The sequence below is a fragment of the Microbacterium sp. NPDC056052 genome, assembly GCF_042266785.1.
GTDB lineage: Bacteria > Actinomycetota > Actinomycetes > Actinomycetales > Microbacteriaceae > Microbacterium.
Genome location: NZ_JBHJWV010000001.1, coordinates 639,298 through 660,401, shown reverse-complemented (window position 1 = coordinate 660,401; position 21,104 = coordinate 639,298). Strand labels below are relative to the sequence as shown.

Sequence of the window (21,104 nt, the reverse complement as noted above, 5' to 3'; positions counted from 1 at the left end):
GCAGACACGGTGGCGATCCTTCCCGGTATCTCCGGTCCCCGCGACCTCGATCGGCTCACCCCCGAACAGCTCGCCGAGCTGGCCGCGGAGGTCCGATCGTTCCTGATCGAGAACGTCGCGCGCACCGGCGGACACCTGGGACCGAATCTCGGAGTCGTGGAGCTCACGATCGCCCTGCACCGGGTGTTCTCCTCGCCGGACGACCCGATCATCTTCGACACCGGGCATCAGTCCTATGTGCACAAGCTGCTCACCGGGCGCCAGGATTTCTCCGCGCTGCGTTCGCGCGGGGGACTGGCGGGCTACCCGCAGCGCTCGGAGAGCCCGCACGACGTCGTCGAGTCCTCGCACGCCTCGAGCTCGCTGAGCTGGGCGGACGGGATCTCCCGCGCCTTCACCGCGACGGGTCGGGAGGATCGTCACGTCGTCGCCGTCGTCGGCGACGGGGCGCTCACCGGCGGCATGACCTGGGAGGCGCTCAACAACATCTCCGACGACAACGAGCGCAATCTCGTGATCGTCGTCAACGACAACGGCCGCTCCTACGCGCCCACGATCGGCGGGATGGCGCGGTACATGAACCGCGTGCGGACGGCGGGCGTGTACCGCGACCTGCATCGGAAGTCCGATCGCTTCTTCCGAGCCTTCGGACCTGTCGGCCGTGCCTTCTACCGCGGTGTCCGCGGCGGCACGCACGGTTTCCTCTCGCGCTTCTCGAACAACGAGGAGCTGTATTCCAACCTCGACATCAAGTACCTGGGTCCGGTCGACGGCCACGACATCCCGTCGCTCATGGAGGTGCTGCAGCTCGCGAAGGACTATGGCGCGCCGGTCATCGTGCACGTCATCACCGAGAAGGGCCGCGGCTATCAGCCCGCCCTCGATGACGAGGCCGACCAGTTCCACGCGGTCAACAAGATCGACCCGAAGACGGGAACGCCCCTCGCCGCGAGCGGCACGGGGTGGACCGACGTGTTCGCCGATGCACTCGTCGACCTCGGCGCGCGCAGACCCGAGGTCATCGCGATGACCGCGGCGATGCTGCGTCCCACCGGGCTCGCGCCGTTCGCGGAGCGCTTCCCCGACCGCGTCTATGACGTGGGCATTGCGGAGCAGCATGCGGTCACCGCGGCGGCGGGCCTCGCCTATGGCGGCCTGCACCCGGTCGTCGCGCTGTACGCGACGTTCATGGGCCGCGCGTTCGATCAGGTGCTGATGGACGTCGGGCTGCACCGCGCCGGAGTGACGTTCGTGCTGGATCGGGCCGGCGTCACCGGACCCGACGGCCCGAGCCACCATGGCCTGTGGGACCTCTCCATGCTGCAGATCGTGCCGGGGATCCGCATCGCGGCGCCCCGTGACGCCGAGCGCCTGCGCGAGGAGCTGGAGGAGGCCGTCGCCGTCGACGACGCGCCCACGGTGATCCGCTATCCGAAGGGCGCCGTGGCGCCGGAGATCCCCGCGATCGAGCGCCTGCACGACGGGGTGGATGTGCTGTCCCGCGATGAGGGCGAAGATGTGCTGCTCATCGGGATCGGGCCGTTCGCGGCCCTCGCCCTCGATGTGGCGGAGCGACTCAAGGCGCAGGGCATCGGCGCGACGGTGATCGACCCCCGCTGGGCCATCCCGGTGCAGCCCTCGGTCGTCGAGCTCGCCGCCCGGCACCGCCTCGTCATCACGCTCGAGGACGGCATCCGTGTGGGCGGCGTCGGCACCCGCGTGCGCCAGGTTCTCCGCGAAGCGGGTATCGACACCGCGGTGGACGAGCTGGGCCTGCCGGACGAGTACATCGACCACGCGAGCCGGGAGCAGATCCTGGAGGATGCTGGGCTCACCGCCGGCAAGATCGCGCAGGACGTGGTCGCGCAGGTGCTCGGCACCCGCGTGCCGATCGCCCGTCCGACCGGCGAGGTGCCCCTGCACACGGGGACGGTCGAGATCGTGACGGGCGTCCGGGCGGAGCACGGCGCCGAGGAGCGCCGCCGGCGCTGAGGACGACCTGAGGTCGCGCCTTCAGCGGTCGCGGTACGGAGCAGCTCCTGGCGAGCCGGTGTCGACGCTGACCGAGCCGCGTGGCCGGCGCCGGAACCACCGCAGCGGCTTGAGCCCGCGATCCTTGCTCAGCGCGAGCGATGCCGTTCTCGCCCAGGCCAGGGGGATCGCCATCGCGCCGGACACGAAACCGGCGATGACGAAGGCCGACAACGGCATCAATTTGTCCACGTGCAGGATGAAGGCCACAGCGACGGACACCGCACCGCAGAAGACGATGCCGAACGCGCACCAGGCCAGAAGGTGGGTGCGGAACGCGGGTATGCGCACCATTCCGAGACCGAGCATGTAGGCCGGGGTCACACCGATCAGCACGGCGAGAAGACTGATCGGCACCGCGTAGATCATGACCAGCATCGAAACGCTGAACGCGCCCGAGAGGGCGGAGCTCGCGCGGCCCGGTTCATCGATCATGCTCGTCACGCCGATGGTGACGCCGATCAATCCTGAGACGATCGCGAACAGCGCGATGTGCAGTGCAACGGCACGTGCCGCTCCGCTGGCGAATTCTCCCGCGTCGAACGCCATGGGTTCCCCGGGCGTCCGCGGCGATGCCGCACGCGGGCCGCTCATGGCGGCACGCCCGAGATCCGGTCGAGCGGAGTGCCGAGGCTCTGGGGCTGTCATGCCACGACCCCCGGGAACGTCCACGCGCATCGTGCCGTGATACCGCGATCCGCGTTCAGCGCCCGCGCCGCGGTGAATCTCCAGGCGAGAGGGAACGCGATCGCTCCGGCCAAGGCGCTCGGGAGGGCGATCGTGAACAAGCCGACCATTCCCAAGAACAGCAACGCGAGGAAGGAACCCGCCGCGCCGACGGCGAGACCGAGTAGCGCGTTGACGGCGATGTGCCCGGCGGGGTAGGCGAAGCGTTCGCATATGCGGTTGAGCGCATATGCAGGCAGCGCAAAGAGGAGGAATGTGGGGATGCTGAGGACGGCACCCACGACCGCGAGCATCACCGCCACGATGAGACGGGACGGGACATCCGAGATCGAGCACGATACGGAGGGTGCATAGGTGGGGCAGCCGAAGATGCTCAGCGCCGCGAACATCAGTGCCGGCAGGAGGAAGAGGGTCAGGCCCCACGCGAGCAGCGCGCCGTTGAAGAACTCCTCCGCGTCGAACGCCATCGGCTTCTCTGCCGTCCGCGGCGATGCCGCACGCTCGTCGCTCATGGCCGTACGTCCGCGATCTGGTCGAGGAGATCGCGGGTCACACCGCGGACGCCGGGGACGCGCAGGAACGGGAGCGCGACGGCGAACAGCCTGAGACCGGTGTCGAGGAGGCGGGTGGTCTTCGCCTGGTCGGGCGACTCGTCATAGGTCCACCGGAGGATGAGTGCCAGATACATCGGGAAGATCGCCTCGGGCAGGCGCTCGGCGATGTCGTCCGGCACACGATGCGACGCGCCTTCGACGACTTCGCGGAGCAGACCGATCGTCATCTCACGGGCGGGAGACGACTCCACGGAGAGCGGATTGATCGGGGAGTCGGGGGAGACCATCGCGCTGAGGAATCCCGGTGCGACCGCGCGATACGCGCTGACCGTCTCCAGGCCGGTCTCGAAGAACACCCGCAGTCGGTCCACGAGGCCGGTCACCCCCGTCAGTCGCGGACGTGCGGCGGCGCCGTGATCCCGCTGCTGCTGGTCGTAGAGCTCTTGGACCAGATGCTCCTTGGAGGGGAAGTAGTAGTACGCGTTCCCGACCGAGACCCCTGCCTCCTTGGCGATCAGGCGGATCGTGGTGTCCGGATACCCGCGCTCCACGAACGAGGCCATGGCGGCCGCCCGGATCCGCGCTCTCGTCGCCTCGGCCTTCGGGGTGAGCGGCTTCGCGGTACTGTCCGACTCTGAACTGAACATGTTCAAAGAATAGCGCGGAGAGGGTCCTCCGTCCACTGCGACGCCGTAGCACGCGTCCCGCACGGCTCAGGCGGGATCAGCGAGCGTCTCTGCGACGAGCCGCGCGACCGCGGCCACGGCCTGCGCGCGGTCGTCGTCCACGAGCCCGATGCGCGTGCGCCGGTCCAGGACGTCGTCCACGGTCAGCGCGCCTTCCGCCCGCACCGCGAACTCGACCTCCGCCCGCGTCACGGCGATGCCCTCCGCGATGGGCTCCCGTGGATCTGCGCAGCGGGCGCCGGCGAGGACGAGTCCCGCCTCGGCGCCGTACCGCCAGTCCAGGTCGCTCGCGGGGCGGCAGGGAGCGGCCAGCGCACCTACCAGGGGCAGGATGGCGGTGCGGCACGGGGCCGCGGGCAGGCTCGCGAGCGCGACGGCGCGGTCCACCGCATCCTCCGCCATGCGGCGATAGGTGGTGAGTTTGCCGCCCAGGACGTTCACGAAGCCGCCCTCGGAGACGGCGACGAGGTGCCGCCGGGAGATGTCCGCGGTGGAGGCATCGCCCGTGTCGACGAGCGGTCGAAGCCCGGCATAGGCGCCGCGCACCTGGTCGCGGCGGATCGGCGTGCGAAGGGCGCGGTTGAGGACCTGGAACAGGAACGCGATCTCCGGCTCCGTGGGCGTCGCGACCGAGGGGGCAGGACCCGGTGCGTCCTCGTCGGTGAGGCCCACGACGACGCGGCCGAGCTGCTGCGGCAGCGCGAAGACGAACCGGCTGATGGATCCGGGATGCGGGACGGTGAGCGCCGCGGAGGGATTGCCGAGAGCGGCGGCGTCGAGTACGAGGTGCGTGCCGCGACTCGGCCGCATGCGGATGGAGTCGTCGAGCGCTCCGGCCCAGACGCCCGTGGCGTTCACGACGGCGCGAGCGCGGATGTCGAATCGCTCTCCGGTGAGCGCGTCCTCGACCGATGCGCCGTCGTGACGCAGTCCGAGCGCGCGCACCCGGGTGAGGATCCGCGCGCCGAGCGCTGCGGCCGTCCGCGCCACGGCGACGACGAGCCTGGCATCGTCGACGAGCTGCCCGTCGGCGGCGAGCACCGCGCCGCGCAGGCGATCGGCCTGCACGGAGGGGGCCAGCCGGACGGCGGCGCGCGCGCTGACGAGCCGAGGTGCGGGCAGCACCGCGTGCGGCGTGCGAGCCCGCAGCCGCAGCAGATCTCCGAGGGCGAAGCCCACGGCGCCGGTGGCGCGCTGGGTCATCGTGACAGCGGGGGAGAAGGGGAGCAGTTGCGCCATCGGACGGATGAGGTGCGGTGCGATGCGGGTCATCAGCAGGTGGCGCTCGATCGCGCTCTCCCGTGCGGTGGCGACATCGCCGGTCGCGAGGTAGCGCAGTCCGCCGTGCACGAGCTTCGAGCTGAAGCGACTCGTGCCGTACGCGAGGTCCTCCGCCTCGACGAGCACGACCGACAGCCCACGGCTCGCGGCGTCCAGGGCCACACCTGTGCCGGTGATCCCGCCACCTACCACGAGCAGATCGACGCGATCCTCCGCCGAACAAGGCAGCTCGTGCGCCCGCCGTGCCGCAGTCAACCGCGAGGACCCGCTCATGGCCGCAGCAGGCCTTCGACGGCGGCGCGCAGTTCGCGTTCGAAGGAGGGCTCGTCGATCAGCTCGCTCACCGTCCCGTGCGAGAGCAGCGCGGACTGCGCGACGAGCAGGAGCATCACGGCCATCGCCTGCGGGTCGTCGCCGCGCACGGAACCGTCGTGCTGGGCGGCCCGGATCGCGGCGGCGAGCCAGGCGAGGATCGCACGCTGACTGGATCCGACCCTCTCCAGGGTGTATCGGGTGAACGCCTCCGGCTCCTCGATCAGCAGGTGGCGGTAGACGTCGTCCGCGCGGAAGAGTACGGCGAACCGCAGCACATCGTCGACGATCGCCGCGCGCGTCGTCGCCGGCGCGGGAAACTCGTCGAGGATGACGGCCACGCGGCGCAGCAGTGCGGCACGGACCACGTCGTCCGCGCCGGACCAGCTCCGGTAGACGGTCGGGCGGCTCACGCCCGCGCGCCGGGCGAGCTCGGCGATCGTCATGCCGCGCACGCCGCGGGTCGCGATGAGCGCATCCGCGGCATCCAGGATCTTGGTCTGCATGGCATCCCAGAGAGGGAGAGCTACTTCGGCAACTACTTGACGTTTTGTCATGATCTGTCACACTGTAACGCATGATGCACCAAAGCGGCAGAGGCGCCGACAACCCGATCGCTGACGAGGCGCCGATGCGCTGGAACGGCTGGGGAGACCCGGCGAAGGCGGAGGATCTGCCCTTCGCCGTGCGGTCGCTGCTGCCTCTCCTGCTCGGGCGGATCCGCCGTCCCCAGCCTGCGGTCGCCCTCGCCGACGTGCGCCTGAGCCCCTCCGCCTTCACTTCTGAGGATGCGGAAGCCTTCGCCGCGGTCCTCGGGGCCGACGACGTCCGCACGGATGCGGAGTCGCGCATCCGGCACGCCGGTGGTCGGTCCACGCCCGATCTGCTGCGCCGTCGCGAAGCGGCGCAGGCGGCGCCGGACGCGGTGCTCCGCCCCCGCGATCACGAGGAGGTCGTCGCGTGCCTGCGGCTCGCCGGCGAGCGCGACATCGCCGTGATCCCGTTCGGCGGCGGCACCAGCGTCGTGGGTGCTCTCGATCCCGAGCGCGGAGGCCACCGCGCGGTCATCAGCCTGGACCTCGGTCGCATGAGCGGGCTGCTGGGCTACGACGCCGTGAGCGCCGAGGCGGTGCTGGCCGCCGGGACCACGGGTCCGGAGGCCGAACGGCTTCTCGCGCAGCACGGCATGGAGCTCGGGCACTACCCGCAGAGCTTCCGCTACGCGACCATCGGCGGATTCGCCGCGGCCCGGTCGTCAGGACAGAACTCGGCCGGGTACGGACGGTTCGACACGATGGTCACGGGGATCCGGGTCGCGACGCCGTCCGGTGACGTCGAGCTGGGACGGTCGCCGGCTAGCGCGGCGGGTCCCGACCTCGTGCGACTCTTCCTCGGCTCCGAAGGCATCTACGGCGTCATCACCGAAGTCAGGGTGCGTGTGCATCCCGTGCCGGTGGAGCGCGTGATGGAGTCGTGGGCGTTCCCCGACTTCGCATCCGGTGAGGCTGCGCTGCGGGCCGTGGCGCAGCACGGCGGCGGCCCCACGGTGATCCGCCTGTCGGACGAGGCTGAGACGAGCGTGAGCCTCGCCCAGGTCGGGAAGATCGGCAAGGCGCTCGCCAGGGGCGCGAGCGCGGTCACCGTGTTCGAAGGGGACGATGTGGCGGCTCGCCGGGCCCGCACGGCGGCATTGCTGCAGGCGGCCGGAGGCACCTCCCTGGGCGAGGGCGCGGCTGACGACTGGCTGCGCACCCGCTTCGACGGGCCCTACCTTCGCGATGCGCTGCTCGACGCCGGAGTGCTCTGCGAAACGCTGGAGACGGCGACGACGTGGTCGCGGCTCGAGGGACTGCGCGAAGCGGTGACGCACGCGCTCAAGAACGGGTTCGCCGACGAGGGCCGCAAAGCGTTCGTGATGTGTCACGTCTCGCACGTGTATCCGACGGGTGCGTCGCTCTACTTCACCGTGCTGGCCCCGCTCGGCGCCGATGCGCTGGAGGTGTGGTCCGGCATCAAGCACCGTGCTGGCGACGCGATCATGGCGTCGGGCGGCACGATCAGCCATCATCATGCGGTGGGCCGCGATCATGCGCCCTGGCTCGGCGAGGAGGTCGGCGAGGTCGGCATCAGGATCCTCTCGGCCGTCAAGAGTGAGCTCGATCCCCAGGGCATCATGAACCCCGGAGCAGTGCTCGGCGCGGCGACGCCCGCTCCCGCACGATCCGCGGGAGTCTGAGACGTGCCGAGGATCGCATTGATCGCGAATCCGCGCTCGGGAAAGGGGCGCGGCGCTTCCGCGACGGAGGCAGCCGTCGTCGCGCTCGGCGATGCGGGCGCGGAGGTCGATGTGCACATCGGGGCATCGGCAGCCGATACGCGGCGTCTCACCGTCCTCGCCCTCGCCGCGCGTCCTGACGCGATCATCGTGGTCGGCGGAGATGGCACTCTGTCGGAGATCCTGTCCGAACTCGCGGGCACGGAGGTGCCGCTGGCTCTCGTGCCGGCCGGCACCGGGAACGACTTCGCGCGCGCCCTGGGCCTGCCGCGGCACGATCCGGCGGCTGCCGCCCTCCTCGCGCTGCACGGGGTGCGTCGCCGCATCGACGTGGGCGAGATCGAGGCCGGCGGGCGGATCACGCCGTTTCTCACGGTGGCGGCGCTCGGGTTCGACGCGAAGGTCAGCGACCGCACCAATCTGCTGCGGTGGCCCCGCGGCGCCGCGCGCTACTACCTCGCCATCCTTGTCGAGGTCGTGCGCCTGCGCCCGACCCGGTTCCGGCTGGCCTGCGATGGCGAGAGCGGACGGGAGGCTCCCGGGACGCTCGTCGCCGTGGGCAACACCGTGAGCTACGGGGGCGGCATGCCGATCTGCCCCGAGGCGCGCCCCGACGACGGCCTGCTGGATGTGGTGCATGTCGCACCGCTCGGGCGTGCGCGACTGCTGGCGCTCTTCCCGCTGCTGCTGCGCGGGCGTCACCTGGCGCGGCCGGAGGTGTCGCACAGGCGGGTCGGCGAGATCGCGGTCTCGGCGCCGGATCTCGTGGTCTACGCCGACGGCGAGCGGATCGCTGAGAAGGAGTGCACGATCCGGGTGCGGCCTGGGGCGCTGACCGTCATGGTCCCGAGGGAAGGAACGGCATGAACGGCTTCGATGAGGATGTCATCGTGATCGGATCCGGGTTCGGCGGTTCTGTCGCGGCACTCCGGCTCGTGGAGAAGGGGTACCGGGTCCGTGTGTACGAGGCGGGCCGCCGCTTCGAGGACGAGGACTTCGCGAAGACGAACTGGAACGTCCGGCGCTACCTGTGGGCGCCCGTGCTCGGCTGCTTCGGCGTGCAGCGGATCCACCGGCTTCCGCACGTCATGATCCTCGCGGGCGCAGGCGTCGGCGGCGGATCCCTGAACTACGCGAACACTCTCTACCAGCCGGGGACCCCCTTCTTCGACGACCCGCAGTGGGCCGGCATCGCGCCGTGGCAGCAGGAGCTCGCACCGCACTACGCGACGGCCAAGCGCATGCTCGGCGTCGTGGAGCACTACCCGCACGCCGGGCCGGTGGAACGGATCATGGCCGGTGCCGCGGAGGACCTGGGCGTCGCGAAGACGTTCCGCCGAGCGCCGGTCGGCGTGTACTTCGGCGCGCCGGGCGAGACCGTGCCGGATCCGTTCTTCGGCGGCGAAGGGCCCTCGCGCACGGGCTGCACGCTGTGCGGGAACTGCATGGTGGGCTGTCGGGTCGGCGCGAAGAACACGCTCATGAAGAACTACCTGGCCCTCGCGGAGCGCCGCGGCGCGGTGATCGAGGCGCTGCGCACGGTCGTCGAGGTGCGCGAGCTGGTGGGAGGCGGTTTCTCCGTCACGACGCGGCGCAGCGGCGCGTGGGGACGAGGGCGTCGGCGCACCGTCACCGCGGAGCGCGTCGTGCTCGCCGCGGGTACCTGGGGGAGCCAGCAGCTCCTGCACCGGATGAAGGCCTCCGGAGCCCTGCCGCGGATCCCGGACGCGCTCGGCCGACTCACCCGCACCAACTCCGAGGCTCTGGACGGCGCGGTCTCCACCGCGGTACCGGAGGCCGCCGGCTTCGCCCACGGCGTCGCCATCACGACCTCATTCCACGTCGACGAGCGCACCCACGTGGAGAACGTGCGCTACGGGCCGGGATCCAACCTCATGGGCGCCCTCGCGACGGTGCTCGTGCCGGGGGACGCACCACTGCACCGACGGCTGGGTGCGCTGCTCGGATCCGTCGTACGTCATCCGATCCGTCAGTTCCGGCTCGGCACGCTGCGGCGCTGGAGCGAGCGGGGCATCATCGCGCTCGTGATGCAGACCGCAGACAACTCGCTCACGCTGTCCCTGCGGCGTCGATTCGGGCGCGACGTGCTGACGAGCGCCCAGGGCCACGGCGCCCCGAACCCGAGCCATCTGCCCGAGGCGCATCGCGCGGCCGAGGCGATCGCCGCCCGCATGACGCAGGAGACCGGCGTCCCGGCGTCCGCGCGAGGATCCTGGCCCGAGGTCTTCGGGATCCCGCTCACCGCCCACTTCCTCGGCGGGGCGGTGCTTTCGGATGCGCCCGAGCGCGGCGTCGTCGATCCGTACCACCGCGTGTGGGGCCATCCCGGGCTGTCGGTCGTGGACGGATCCGCCGTCCCGGCGAACCCCGGCGTCAACCCGTCTCTCACGATCACGGCCCTGGCCGAACGCGCGATGTCGTACTGGCCGCGACGGGGTGAGGCGGATCCGAGGCCGGCTCAGGTGCCCCACGGTCGTTGACCGACCGCGGCAGGACCTGAACCTGAACCTGGGCGCACGGGGGTTGAGCGCGCACGGCCGGAGGGTCGTGCGCGACGAAACGCCGCTTCCCGGAGGAAGCGGCGTTTCGTCTCGGTCGCGTTGCGCGCGTCCTCGCTCAACGGCCCGAAGGATCAGGCGTTCGCGATCCCGCGGATCACCGGCGTGTGGAACGTCGCACCGAACATGCGCTCCGAGGCGCCCTCACGGTCGAGGTACGGCGAGGCGCCGCCGTCGATGAAGGGCCAGCCTGCGCCGAGGATGAGGCACAGGTCGATGTCCTCGACCTCGGGGACCACGCCCTCGTCGAGCATGAGCCTGATCTCGTGCGCGAGCCCGTCCTGCACGCGGCGGAGGATCTCCGCGGCCGGCGTCGGGGTGGAACCCGCGGCCTGCTTCACGAGCTTGTCCGCGGCCTTGGTGAAGCCGGTGACCCGACCGCCCTTGTCCTTCTCGACGACCTCGGGCAGATCCGCCAGCGCGTGGAAGTTCTCGTTCGCGTAGAAGCGCTCCGGGAACGCGTGCACCATCGTGTCCTGCACGTGCGCGGCGACCTTCCAGCCGACCAGATCGATGAGCTGGAACGGACCCATCGGCAGCCCGAGCGGCGCGAACGCCTTCTCGACGTCGGCGACGGGCGTGCCCTCGTAGACCGCGCGGGCGGCCTCGCCCATGACCTTGGCGAGCAGACGGTTCACGACGAAGCCGGGGGCGTCGGCGGTCAGCACCGCGTTCTTGCCCAGGCCCTTCGCGACCACGAACGCGGTCGACAGAGCAGCCTCGGTCGTGGTGGCCGTCTTCACGATCTCGATGAGCGGCATGACCGCGACCGGGTTGAAGAAGTGGAAGCCGACCAGACGCTCGGGGTGCGCGAGCTTCGAGCCGATCTCCTCGACCGAGAGGGACGAGGTGTTGGTCGCGAGGATCGCGTCCTCGGCGACGATCTGCTCGATCTCGCCGAACACCGCCTGCTTGACGCCGACCTCCTCGAACACGGCCTCGATCACGAAGTCGCAGTCCGCGTACAGGGACTTGTCGGTCGTGCCGGTGACCAGACCGCGCAGCTTGTTGGCGCTGTCCGCGTCGAGCCGGCCCTTCGCCTCGAGCTTGCCGATCTCGTCATGGATGTAGGCGACGCCCTTGTCGACGCGCGCCTGGTCCAGGTCCGTGATGAGCACCGGCACCTGCAGCTTGCGCACGAACAGCAGCGCGAACTGGCTGGCCATGAGGCCCGCCCCGATGATGCCGACCTTGGTGACCTTCTTGGCGAGGGCCTTGTCCGGGGCACCGACCGGGCGCTTGGCACGCTTCTGCACGAGGTCGAAGGCGTACATCGACGCGGCGAACTGGTCGCCGGTGACGAGATCGGCGAGCGCCTCGTCCTCGCGGGCGAAGCCCTCCTCGCGAGTGCCGCTCTTCGCCTTGTCGAGCAGGTCGAGCGCGACGTACGGCGACCGGGGAACGGTGCCGATCTTCGACTCGAGCATGCCACGGGCCATCTTGATGGCGATCGGCCACTTGGTGAGACGCTCGATCTTGCCTGGCTCGTTCTTGCGGTCGACCTTCTTGCCGCCGAGCACCGCATCGGCCCAGCGCAGCGAGTCCTCGAGGAAGTTCGCGGCCGGGAAGATCGCATCCATCATGCCGAGCTCGAACGCCTGCTGCGGCTTGAGCATGCGGTTCTGCTTGAGCGGGTTCGAGATGACGACCTCGAGCGCGTTCTCGATGCCGATGAGGTTCGGCAGCAGATAGGCGCCGCCCCAGCCGGGGATGATCCCGAGGAACACCTCGGGCAGCGCGAGGGCCGCCGCCGAGGCGTCGACCGTACGGTACGTCGAATTCAGCGCGATCTCGACGCCGCCGCCGAGGGCGAGGCCGTTCACGAACGCGAAGGACGGCACACCGAGAGTGCTGAGGGATCCCAGCACCTTGTGCCCGAGCTGTGCGATGAGGCGCGCGTTGTCGCGGGATCCGACCCGGCTGATGTCGGAGAGGTCGGCGCCCGCCGCGAGGATGTACTGCTTGCCGGTGATGCCGACGGCGTGGATCTCACCGGCCGCGGCGCGAGCCCTGAGACCGGCGAGCGTTTCACCGAGCTCGGTGAGCGTCGCGGGGCCGAGCGTGTTCGGGCGGGTGTGGTCGCGGCCGTTGTCGAGCGTGATGAGGGCGAGCACCTTGCCCGAGGGCAGGCGCACGTCGCGCACGGGGGAGTGCGTGACGACCTCGCCCTCGGTGAGAGCCGTGATGGGCGAGAAATCGATGGCGTCGTAGTTCGTCATTCCAGCACTCACTTCCGCTTCTTGCCGTCGAAGTAGGGGTTCTCCCAGATGACCGAGCCGCCCTGGCCGAGGCCCACGCACATCGCGGTGAGGCCGTAGCGGACGTCGGGACGCTCGGCGAACTGCGCGGCGAGCTGGATCATCAGGCGCACGCCGCTCGCGGCGAGCGGGTGGCCGATCGCGATCGCGCCGCCCCATGCGTTGACCCGCGGGTCGTCATCGGCGATGCCGAAGTGGTCGAGCAGCGAGATGACCTGGATCGCGAAGGCCTCGTTGAGCTCGAAGAGGCCGATGTCGGAGATCGAGAGGCCGGCCTTCTTGAGCGCCTTCTCGGTGGACGGGATCGGGCCGATGCCCATGATCTCCGGCTGCACGCCGGCGAACGCGAACGACACCATGCGCATCTTCGGGGCGAGCCCGAGCTCCTTGACCGCTCCGCCGCCGGCGAGCAGCGACATGGTCGCGCCGTCGGTGAGCGGCGAGGAGGTGCCGGCCGTGACGCGGCCGTGCGGGCGGAACGGGGTCTTCAGCGCCGCCAGATCCGCCATCGTGGTCTGCGGGCGACGGCCCTCGTCCTCGGTGGCGAGGCCCCAGGCGCCGTCGGCGCCCTTGATCGCGATCGGCACCAGGTCGGGCTGGATCTTGCCGGCGTCGTAGGCGGCCTGGACCTTGTGCTGGCTCAGCATGCCGAAGCGGTCGGAGCGCTCCTTGGTGAGGTGCGGGAAGCGGTCGAAGATGCGCTCCGCCGTGACGCCCATGTTCAGGGCACCGGGGTCGACCATCTTCTCCGCGACGAAGCGCGGGTTGGGGTCGGCGTTGCCGCCGATCGGGTGGTGGCCCATGTGCTCGACGCCGCCCGCGAGGGCGAGGTCGTACATGCCGACGCCGATCGATGCGCCCATCGTGGTGACGCTGGTCATGGCGCCCGCGCACATGCGCTCGACCGCCAGGCCGGGCACGGTCTGCGGGAGTCCGGCGAGGATCGCCACCGAGCGGCCGAGGGTGAGGCCCTGGTCACCCGTCTGCGACGTCGCCGCGATGGCGACGTCGTCGATCCGGTCCAGCGGGACGTTCGCGTTCCGCTCCATCAGACCGATCGTGGCCTTGACGGCCAGGTCGTCCGCGCGGGTGTTCCAGTACATGCCCTTCTCGCCGGCGCGCCCGAAGGGGGTGCGCACTCCATCGACGAAGAAGACGTCCGAGATCTCGGCCACTCTGCCTCCAATGTCCGGTCCGCTGCGCGGACAGGGCCTCCAATATCCGGACCGCTGCGCGGAACGGATGGTCGCCGGCGTGCAGCTGCGCGCCGGACTTACAGTTTCGCACGTTCCGAGGAACGCGGTTCCCGAATTCGTGAGACCGAGTGTCACCTCGGTCCGCGCGCTTCAGGGGGTGTTCCCTCAGCCTAGGAGCGGCAGGGGATCAGGGGAGGAATCGGTTGGGCTGAACCTACGAAGGGGTTCCGGGCGCCTCGTCCTCCGTTTGGGCTGCTTCCACAAAAGCATCGGCGATCCGCTGTGCGGTTTCCTCAATCTGCCAGGCCCTGGCTTCGCGCGCGGCGAGCGCGGATCCGATCGTCACGGCGTTGATCTCGACCGGTGGCTCCCAGGCGATCCGGCGCAGAGTGTCGGGGGTCAGCAGGTTCTCCGTAGGCATCCCGAGCTCTTCGGCGTGCGCTTCCACGACCGCGCGTGCGGCCTTCAGCCGGGCGTCGGCCTCGGGGTTGCGATCGGCCCAGGCGCGGGGCGGCGGGGGTGCATCGCTGGGCACGCGCTCGCGCGGAAGATCGGTGCGCTCACGGCCTCTCTCGATCGCGGCCCACCAGCGGTCCAGCTGGCTGCGGCTCGCACGCCCGGTGAAGGCTGTGACGGCGGCGAGCGCGCCCTTGTTCTGCGGATTCGCCTGCACCGCGGCGATGAGGGCGCGGTCCGGCACGAGACGGCCGGGGGAGACGTCGGATTCGCGGGCGAACTCCTCGCGGGCCTCCCACAGCTCACGGGCCACCGCGAGGTTCTTCGCTCCTCGCACCTGGTGCAGACCGCTCAGGCGCCGCCACGGCTCCTCGCGCGGGGGCTTGGGCTGGCGGATGCGAGTCGCCTCGAACTCCTCGGCGGCGAAGGCCGTCTTGTGAGTCGCCTCGAGTTCTGCGGCGATGAAGTCGCGCACGTCGACCAGATGCAGGACGTCGAGCTCGGCGTATTCGAGCCAGGAGTTCGGCAGCGGTCGGGTCGACCAGTCCGCGGCGGAGTGCTCCTTGGCCAGCACGATGCCCAGAGCCCGCTCGACCACGGCCGCCAGGCCGACGCGCTCATAGCCGAGCAGACGCGCGGCGAGTTCGGTGTCGAACACGGTCGCGGGGTCGAGGCCCAGCTCGTGCAGGGACGGCAGATCCTGGCTGGCGGCGTGGAAGACCCATTCCTCGGCGCCGATCGCCTCCTGCAAAGGGAGGAAGGAGCTGATCGAGATCGGATCGAACAGGAACGCGCCGGCGTCGCGGCGGAAGGCCTGCACGAGATAGGCGCGCTGCGAGTAGCGGAAGCCGGAGGCACGCTCCACGTCGACGGCGACGGGTCCCTGCCCTACGGCGAGCGTCTCAGCCGCTGCGACGAAGTCCTTGTCGTTGTCGATGACGACGTAGTCAGTCACGGATGGTTCTCCTGGCGCCGAACACGGCGATGTCCTCTGAGCCGGGCGGCAGTCCCGCCAGCATTCCGACCAGCTCCGCCCATGCCTCGGCATGCGGGGCGAGGGGGCCGGTCGGCGACCACGACGCACGGAGTTCGATCTGCGCGCCGTCTCCTTCCGCAGCCAATCCGCCGAAACCCTTCGAGAGGGTTTTCGTCGAGGTTCCGGATGCGGAATGATGCGTCGCGCCGCGCGAGCCGAGCGCGTCGATCAGCCAAGACCACGCTACATCCGCCAGCAGCGGATCGGTGCCGATCTCGGGCTCGAGCGGCGCCTGCGCGAACGCGACGATGCGCCACGGTCCGCCCCAGGCGTCCGGCTCCGCGGGATCGTGCAGCAGCACGAACCGTCCTGTGCCGTACAGGGAGTCGCCGTGTTCGTCAGGGCGCACGTCGGCCGCGAGGGCCAGGGCATCGGGGGCGAGGCCGGACGGCGCGGGAATCTCGCGCACCACGATGTCGTCGCGGAATCGCAGCGCCCGCAGCTGCTCGGCGGCATGCGCGAAGACGCCGTCGGGTCCGGGATGAGCGCTCACGCGGACAGACTAGAGTCAGGAGGCGATGAAGAGTCTCAGGCACGCCGCGACGATCGGCGCGATCGCACTGGCAGGCGCCGCGGCTCTCGGCGCGGCGATCGGCGGAGCCCTCGTGCTGCGCGTCGCCCGCGAAGTGGTCACCCCTGCTCCGCGCAAGAACGACACCGACGTGCTGGCCGTCGACACGGGGGCACAGACGATCGAACTCGCGCGCACGCCGGACACCGAGCTGCCGGGGCGCTATGGCCTGTATGTCGAGGGCACCCCCGGCTACGTGAAGCTCGGCGCGGTGCTGCACGCGGACGCGCACAGCGTGCGCCGCAAGCTCCTGACGCAGATCGAACCGGGAGCGGAAGTAGGCCGCAGAGCCGGTTTCAGCGGCTACTACTACCTCGCGCCCGGTGAGCTGCACCTGCCCTACGAGCCAGTGCTGATCGGGACGCCGGCCGGTCCGTGCCCGGCGTGGCTGTTCCCTGCGGAGTCGACGACCTGGGTGATCCAGGTGCACGGCCGCGGCGCCACCCGTTCCGAGTGCCTGCGCGCCGTCCCGGTGCTGCACGCTGCGGGGCTGCCGGTGCTCGTCACCTCCTACCGCAACGACGGGGAGGGACCGCGCACGCGCCCTGGCTCTTATGGACTCGGTGCGACGGAGTGGCGCGACGTCGACACCGCGATCGCCTATGCGCTGCGTCATGGCGCGGAGCGGATCCTGCTCATGGGGTGGTCGATGGGCGGCGCGATCGCGCTGCAGACCCTGGTGAGCTCGGACCACGGCGGTGCGGTCGTCGGCATGATCCTGGATTCGCCGGTCGTGGACTGGCGCACGGTGCTGCGCTTCCAGGCGAAGGCGATGAAGCTGCCGGATCCGGTTCCGCAGCTCGCGATGGAGGCACTGGAGCAGCCGTGGTCGGCGCGGCTCAGCGGCGCGGACCAGGCGATCGCCTTCGATGCGCTGGACATGGTCGCCCGCTCCGCCGAACTGGATGTGCCGATCCTGCTGATGCACAGCGACGACGACGGCTTTGTGCCCTCCGACGCCTCGCATGCGCTGGCCGAGGCGCGTCCGGATCTGGTGACGATGCCGCCGTTCACCGGAGCGCGCCACACCAAGCTCTGGAACTACGACCAGAACCGCTGGACCGACGCGATCACCGATTGGCTCGGAGAGCACGGCTTCGCGGACTGACAGCGACACTCCACCTGGGCGACGAGACTTCGCTCCGGCGGTGCTGTCTCGCCGCGGAGATGGAGTCTCGCGGTCAAGCGGCGGCTCAGACTGCCGCGAGGCGGGCGCGCACCTGGCGCTTGGCGCGCATGAGCATACCGGTCATGCCGGAGATGCGCAGCGGCGAGACCACCCTGGTCAGCCCGATCGACTGGGGGAAGTCATCGGGGATCGCGAGTACGGCCTCCGGGCTGAGACCCGCGATGCCCTGCGCGAGGATGCTCGCGAACCCGCGGGTGGTGGGCGCCTCGGCGGGGGCGGTGGCGTGCATCCTCACCGCGCCGTCGGTCAGCTCGAGGTAGATGTACACCGGCGACTGGCACTCGGCCACGCGCTCGGTCATCTCGGGGTGCGCGGCGACCTCATCGGAGACCGCGGGCAGTTCGTTCGAGAACTCGAGGAGGAGCTGCAGCCGGTCGGACTCTGGAAGCTCCAGGAACTCGTCCCTGATCTCGGCGAGGGAGTCGGGAAGGACGAAGGCGAGGGTGTCGGACATCCCCGCCATTCTCCCACGTCAGAGCGTGCCGGGCTCCTCGCCCGTGACGATCGGGACGCGCACGGCGCTGCCCCACTCCGTCCAGGACCCGTCGTAGTTGCGCACGTTCTCGAAGCCGAGCAGGTGCTTCAGCACGAACCATGTGTGGGCGGAGCGCTCGCCGATGCGGCAGTACGCCACGACGTCGTCGCCGGCCTTGAGGCCCGCGCCGTCGAGGTAGATCGCCTCCAGCTCGGTGCGGGGCTTGAACCCGCCCCCCTCGGCGACGGCCTTCGCCCACGGCACGTTCTGCGCGGTGGGGATGTGGCCGGCGCGCAGCGCGCCCTCCTCCGGGTAGGCGGGCGCCGAGGTGCGCGAGCCGTTGTACTCCTCGGGCGAGCGCACGTCGATGAGCGGGTTGCCGAGATGCGCGAGGACGTCGTCCTTGTAGGCGCGCAGCACCGAGTCGTCGCGCTCCACGACCGGGTAGTCGGTCGCGGCCCGCTCCGGGAGCGCCGTGGTGATCTCGCGGCCCTCGGAGATCCAGCGGTCGCGCCCGCCGTCGAGCAGGCGCACGTCCGTGTGGCCGAAGAGGGAGAACACCCAGAGCGCGTAGGCGGCCCACCAGTTGTTCTTGTCGCCGTAGATCACGACGGTGTCGTCGCGGGAGATCCCCTTGCGTCCGAGGAGGGCGGAGAAGCCCGCGCCGTCCACGTAGTCGCGCACGACCGGGTCGTTGAGCTCGGTGTGCCAGTCGACCTTCACCGCACCGGGGATGTGGCCCGTCTCGTAGAGCAGCACGTCCTCGTCGGACTCCACCACGACCAGGCCCGGTTCGCCGAGGTGCGCGGCGAGCCAGTCGGTGCTGACGAGCCGGCCGGGCTCGGCGTACTCGGCGAACGATGCGGACGTGGTGTCGAAGTCGACGGTCACAGGAGGGCTCCCTCGGAGGTGGTGATGCAGGGCGACGATGTCCGTGAGCGGTCCGTCGCACGAGATGACGCGCGGTGAAACCGGTGACGGCGACGGCGTAGGGTTGATCCGTCTCTTCGAGACTAGAACCCCGTGCGCCCCTGCGCACCCGCCGGGTAAGACTTCGACACAGGATCCGCATGACCGATCAGGCCGCCACCTCCGGCGTCGTCCACCTCATCGACCGCCAGCCGCAGATGACCGGCACCGAACTGCTGACGGGGCTCGTGCCCCCGCCGCAGTTCGACGGCGCGACGTTCGACAGCTACCGCTCCGATGCGGCGTATCCCTCCCAGGAGGAGGCCAAGCAGCACCTAATGGCGTTCGCCACGGGGGCGCAGCAGGTCAAGCGCGGTGGGCTGTTCCGGCGGGCGCCGAAGATTCCGCAGGCGAAGCCGGGCGTCTACCTCGACGGCGGATTCGGTGTCGGCAAGACCCATCTGCTCGCCTCGATCTATCACGCGATGCCCGCCCGGCGGAAGTACTTCGGATCCTTCATCGAGTACACCGCGCTCGTCGGCGCGCTCGGCTACCGGAACACCGTCGACCTGCTCCGCGGATCCGATCTGCTCTGCATCGACGAGTTCGAGCTCGACGATCCGGGCGACACCATGGTCATGACGCGCCTGCTCGGCGAGCTCGTCGGCAGCGGCACGAAGCTCGCGGCCACCTCCAACACCCCGCCGAATGCCCTGGGCGAGGGGCGGTTCGCCGCGCAGGACTTCCTCCGGGAGATCCATGCGATGTCGGACAGCTTCGAGACGATCCGCATCGACGGCGTCGACTTCCGCCAGCGCGCGCTGGACGGGCACGCCCGCACGTTGACCGGAGACGAGTACGCGGCGCGACTCGCCGCGCTGAGCGCCGGCCACCGCGTCTCGGACGACGCCTTCGACGACATCGTCAAGCATCTCGCGCAGGTGCATCCGTCGCGCTACATCCGCCTCATCGCGGGCGTCGAGGCGCTCGGGATCCGCGATGTGCGCCAGCTCACCGATCAGTCGGAGGCGCTGCGGTTCGTGGCCTTCGTCGACCGCGCGTACGACGCGCAGGTGCCGGTGCTCGCGACGGGTCGCCCCCTCGACGAGGTGTTCAGCGAGGAGATGCTCGGCGGCGGCTACCGCAAGAAGTACCTGCGCGCGATCTCGCGTCTGAACGCGCTCTCGCACGCCGAGCTCCCCGCCGCCGGCTGACCCCGGCGCGCGAAACACGCTGTTCACACAGCGGCGGATCCTGTAACACCGCCGCAACATGCGCCTCCTTCCCGCGAAACACGGCGCCGCCACACTGAAACGCACGACGCGATCAGGTGGAGGCGCACAGCATGGAAGCAACAGGGAACATCTCCTGGGGAGTGACGGCGACGGCGCTGGTGCTGCTCATGACACCGGGGGTGGCGTTCTTCTACGGCGGTCTCGTGAAGGCCAAGAGCGTCGTCAGCATGATGATGATGAGCTTCGGTGCGATCGGTCTCGTCGCCGTGCTGTGGATCCTGTTCGGCTCGTCGATGGCGACGGTCTCCTCGCCCACCCAGTTCGCCGGCGACCCGTTCGCCGACTTCGGTCTCGCCTCTCTCGCGAGCGGCAAGGGATCCAACGTCGCGCTGCTCACGGTCGGCTACGGCGCCACGTTCGCGATCATCACGGTCGCCCTCATCTCGGGCGCCATCGCGGACCGCGCGAAGTTCGGCCCCTGGCTGATCTTCGTCGGGGTCTTCGCGACGGTCGGCTACTTCCCGATCGCCGCCTGGGTCTGGGGCGGCGGCTGGATCATGCACCTGGGCGCGATGCTGTTCGGCGCCGACAGCGGCATCGAGTTCATCGACTACGCCGGCGGCACGGCCGTGCACATCAACGCGGGCGCCGCGGCCTTCGCTCTCGCGCTCGTCCTCGGCAAGCGGATCGGATTCCAGAAGGGCATCCAGAAGCCGCACAACGTGCCGCTCACCCTTCTCGGCGCCGCGCTGCTGTGGTTCGGCTGGTTCGGGTTCAACGCCGGCGCGCAGTGGACGACGAAGGGCATGGACGGCGTCGGCCTCATCACGATCAACACCTTCGGCGCGGCGGCCGCGGGCATCCTCGGCTGGATCCTCGTGGAGCGGATCCGCGGCGGCAAGGCCACGTCGATCGGCGCGGCCAGCGGCGCCGTCGCGGGTCTCGTCGCGATCACCCCGGCGTGCGCCAACCTGACGCCGGGTTGGGCGCTGCTGCTGGGCGCCCTGACCGGCGCGGTGTGCGCCCTGGCGGTGGAGCTGAAGTTCCGTCTCGGCTTCGACGACTCGCTCGACGTGGTCGGCCTGCACCTCGTCGGCGGCTTCATCGGCACGATCTACCTCGGCTTCTTCGCAACGGGTCAGGGACTGTTCACGGGCGGCGATCTCCGGCTGCTCGTGGTGCAGGTGCTCGCATCGGGCGGCGTGCTGATCTACTCCTTCGTCGTGGCGCTGGTGATCGGCCTCGTCATCGAGAAGACCATCGGATTCCGTGTCACCAGCGAGGACGAGATCGCCGGCGTCGACCTCGTGGTGCACGGCGAGGAGGGCTACGCGCTCACCTCCTGAGACCCGCGGGGATGCGGGACAGGCGCGG

18 protein-coding genes are annotated in these 21,104 nt (G+C 70.3%); 7 read left to right on the top strand and 11 right to left on the bottom strand.

Annotated elements, in window-relative coordinates; translation table 11 throughout:
- Positions 1–9: 9 nt before the first annotated feature.
- Positions 10–1,992 carry a 1-deoxy-D-xylulose-5-phosphate synthase gene (gene dxs, locus ACFC1J_RS03235; RefSeq protein WP_375902392.1) on the top strand — a complete coding sequence of 661 codons (1,983 nt, stop codon included), beginning with the start codon at positions 10–12 and terminating at the stop codon, positions 1,990–1,992.
- A 21-nt stretch (positions 1,993–2,013) separates the two neighbouring features.
- Here the strand turns inward: dxs and ACFC1J_RS03230 are convergent, their stop codons facing one another.
- From ACFC1J_RS03230 to ACFC1J_RS03210, 5 genes are all read right to left on the bottom strand, one after another.
- Positions 2,014–2,580: a hypothetical protein gene (locus ACFC1J_RS03230; RefSeq protein WP_375902390.1), complete on the bottom strand. Its 567-nt coding sequence runs from the start codon at positions 2,578–2,580 to the stop codon at positions 2,014–2,016.
- 95 nt (positions 2,581–2,675) lie between these two features.
- Positions 2,676–3,230, bottom strand: a complete 555-nt coding sequence (locus ACFC1J_RS03225) for a hypothetical protein (protein ID WP_375902389.1) — start codon at positions 3,228–3,230, stop codon at positions 2,676–2,678.
- The gene (locus tag ACFC1J_RS03220) at positions 3,227–3,919 is read right to left on the bottom strand and encodes a TetR family transcriptional regulator (protein ID WP_375902387.1); all 693 of its coding nucleotides are present in this window, start codon (positions 3,917–3,919) and stop codon (positions 3,227–3,229) included. Before ACFC1J_RS03220 ends, ACFC1J_RS03225 begins: the two co-directional genes overlap by 4 nt.
- A gap of 66 nt (positions 3,920–3,985) precedes the next feature.
- Positions 3,986–5,512: a glycerol-3-phosphate dehydrogenase/oxidase gene (locus tag ACFC1J_RS03215; RefSeq protein WP_375902385.1), complete on the bottom strand. Its 1,527-nt coding sequence runs from the start codon at positions 5,510–5,512 to the stop codon at positions 3,986–3,988.
- The gene (locus ACFC1J_RS03210) at positions 5,509–6,057 is read right to left on the bottom strand and encodes a TetR/AcrR family transcriptional regulator (RefSeq protein WP_375902384.1); all 549 of its coding nucleotides are present in this window, start codon (positions 6,055–6,057) and stop codon (positions 5,509–5,511) included. Before ACFC1J_RS03210 ends, ACFC1J_RS03215 begins: the two co-directional genes overlap by 4 nt.
- Positions 6,058–6,128: 71 nt before the next feature.
- On the opposite strand from ACFC1J_RS03210, the gene ACFC1J_RS03205 reads away from it, so the two are divergent.
- The 3 genes from ACFC1J_RS03205 to ACFC1J_RS03195 are packed head-to-tail and all read left to right on the top strand — an operon-like array spanning position 6,129 to position 10,327.
- Entirely contained in the window at positions 6,129–7,787 is a 1,659-nt protein-coding gene (locus tag ACFC1J_RS03205) for an FAD-binding oxidoreductase (RefSeq protein ID WP_375902382.1), read from the top strand.
- A gap of 18 nt (positions 7,788–7,805) precedes the next feature.
- Entirely contained in the window at positions 7,806–8,693 is an 888-nt protein-coding gene (locus ACFC1J_RS03200) for a diacylglycerol/lipid kinase family protein (RefSeq protein WP_375902380.1), read from the top strand.
- Entirely contained in the window at positions 8,690–10,327 is a 1,638-nt protein-coding gene (locus ACFC1J_RS03195) for a GMC oxidoreductase (protein WP_375902378.1), read from the top strand. Before ACFC1J_RS03200 ends, ACFC1J_RS03195 begins: the two co-directional genes overlap by 4 nt.
- A gap of 152 nt (positions 10,328–10,479) precedes the next feature.
- Here the strand turns inward: ACFC1J_RS03195 and ACFC1J_RS03190 are convergent, their stop codons facing one another.
- The 4 genes from ACFC1J_RS03190 to ACFC1J_RS03175 all read right to left on the bottom strand — a co-directional run bounded on the left by ACFC1J_RS03190 (position 10,480) and on the right by ACFC1J_RS03175 (position 15,844).
- Entirely contained in the window at positions 10,480–12,624 is a 2,145-nt protein-coding gene (locus ACFC1J_RS03190; RefSeq protein WP_375902740.1) for a 3-hydroxyacyl-CoA dehydrogenase NAD-binding domain-containing protein, read from the bottom strand.
- Positions 12,625–12,632: 8 nt separating this feature from the next.
- Positions 12,633–13,838 (bottom strand): thiolase family protein, encoded by a 1,206-nt coding sequence (locus ACFC1J_RS03185; RefSeq protein ID WP_375902376.1) that lies wholly within the window; start codon positions 13,836–13,838, stop codon positions 12,633–12,635.
- A 235-nt stretch (positions 13,839–14,073) separates the two neighbouring features.
- Positions 14,074–15,270: a ribonuclease D gene (locus tag ACFC1J_RS03180; RefSeq protein ID WP_375902375.1), complete on the bottom strand. Its 1,197-nt coding sequence runs from the start codon at positions 15,268–15,270 to the stop codon at positions 14,074–14,076.
- Complete coding sequence (locus ACFC1J_RS03175) at positions 15,263–15,844, bottom strand: DUF3000 domain-containing protein (protein ID WP_375902373.1); 582 nt, start codon at positions 15,842–15,844, stop codon at positions 15,263–15,265. The genes ACFC1J_RS03180 and ACFC1J_RS03175 overlap by 8 nt, the downstream gene beginning before the upstream one ends.
- Positions 15,845–15,869: 25 nt before the next feature.
- Here ACFC1J_RS03175 and ACFC1J_RS03170 point away from each other — a divergent pair, with 25 nt between their 5' ends.
- Positions 15,870–17,030, top strand: a complete 1,161-nt coding sequence (locus ACFC1J_RS03170) for an alpha/beta hydrolase family protein (RefSeq protein ID WP_375902371.1) — start codon at positions 15,870–15,872, stop codon at positions 17,028–17,030.
- Between the two features lie 85 nt (positions 17,031–17,115).
- Here ACFC1J_RS03170 and ACFC1J_RS03165 read toward each other — a convergent pair whose 3' ends face one another.
- Both ACFC1J_RS03165 and ACFC1J_RS03160 read right to left on the bottom strand, forming a co-directional pair.
- Positions 17,116–17,565, bottom strand: coding sequence for a SufE family protein (locus ACFC1J_RS03165; protein WP_375902369.1), 450 nt, complete (start codon positions 17,563–17,565; stop codon positions 17,116–17,118).
- Positions 17,566–17,583: 18 nt separating this feature from the next.
- On the bottom strand, positions 17,584–18,477 hold the full coding sequence (locus ACFC1J_RS03160) for a sulfurtransferase (protein WP_375902367.1): 894 nt from the start codon (positions 18,475–18,477) through the stop codon (positions 17,584–17,586).
- 179 nt (positions 18,478–18,656) lie between these two features.
- On the opposite strand from ACFC1J_RS03160, the gene zapE reads away from it, so the two are divergent.
- The gene (gene zapE, locus ACFC1J_RS03155) at positions 18,657–19,709 is read left to right on the top strand and encodes a cell division protein ZapE (protein WP_375902365.1); all 1,053 of its coding nucleotides are present in this window, start codon (positions 18,657–18,659) and stop codon (positions 19,707–19,709) included.
- Between the two features lie 131 nt (positions 19,710–19,840).
- Positions 19,841–21,076 (top strand): ammonium transporter, encoded by a 1,236-nt coding sequence (locus tag ACFC1J_RS03150; RefSeq protein WP_375902363.1) that lies wholly within the window; start codon positions 19,841–19,843, stop codon positions 21,074–21,076.
- Positions 21,077–21,104: the final 28 nt, after the last annotated feature.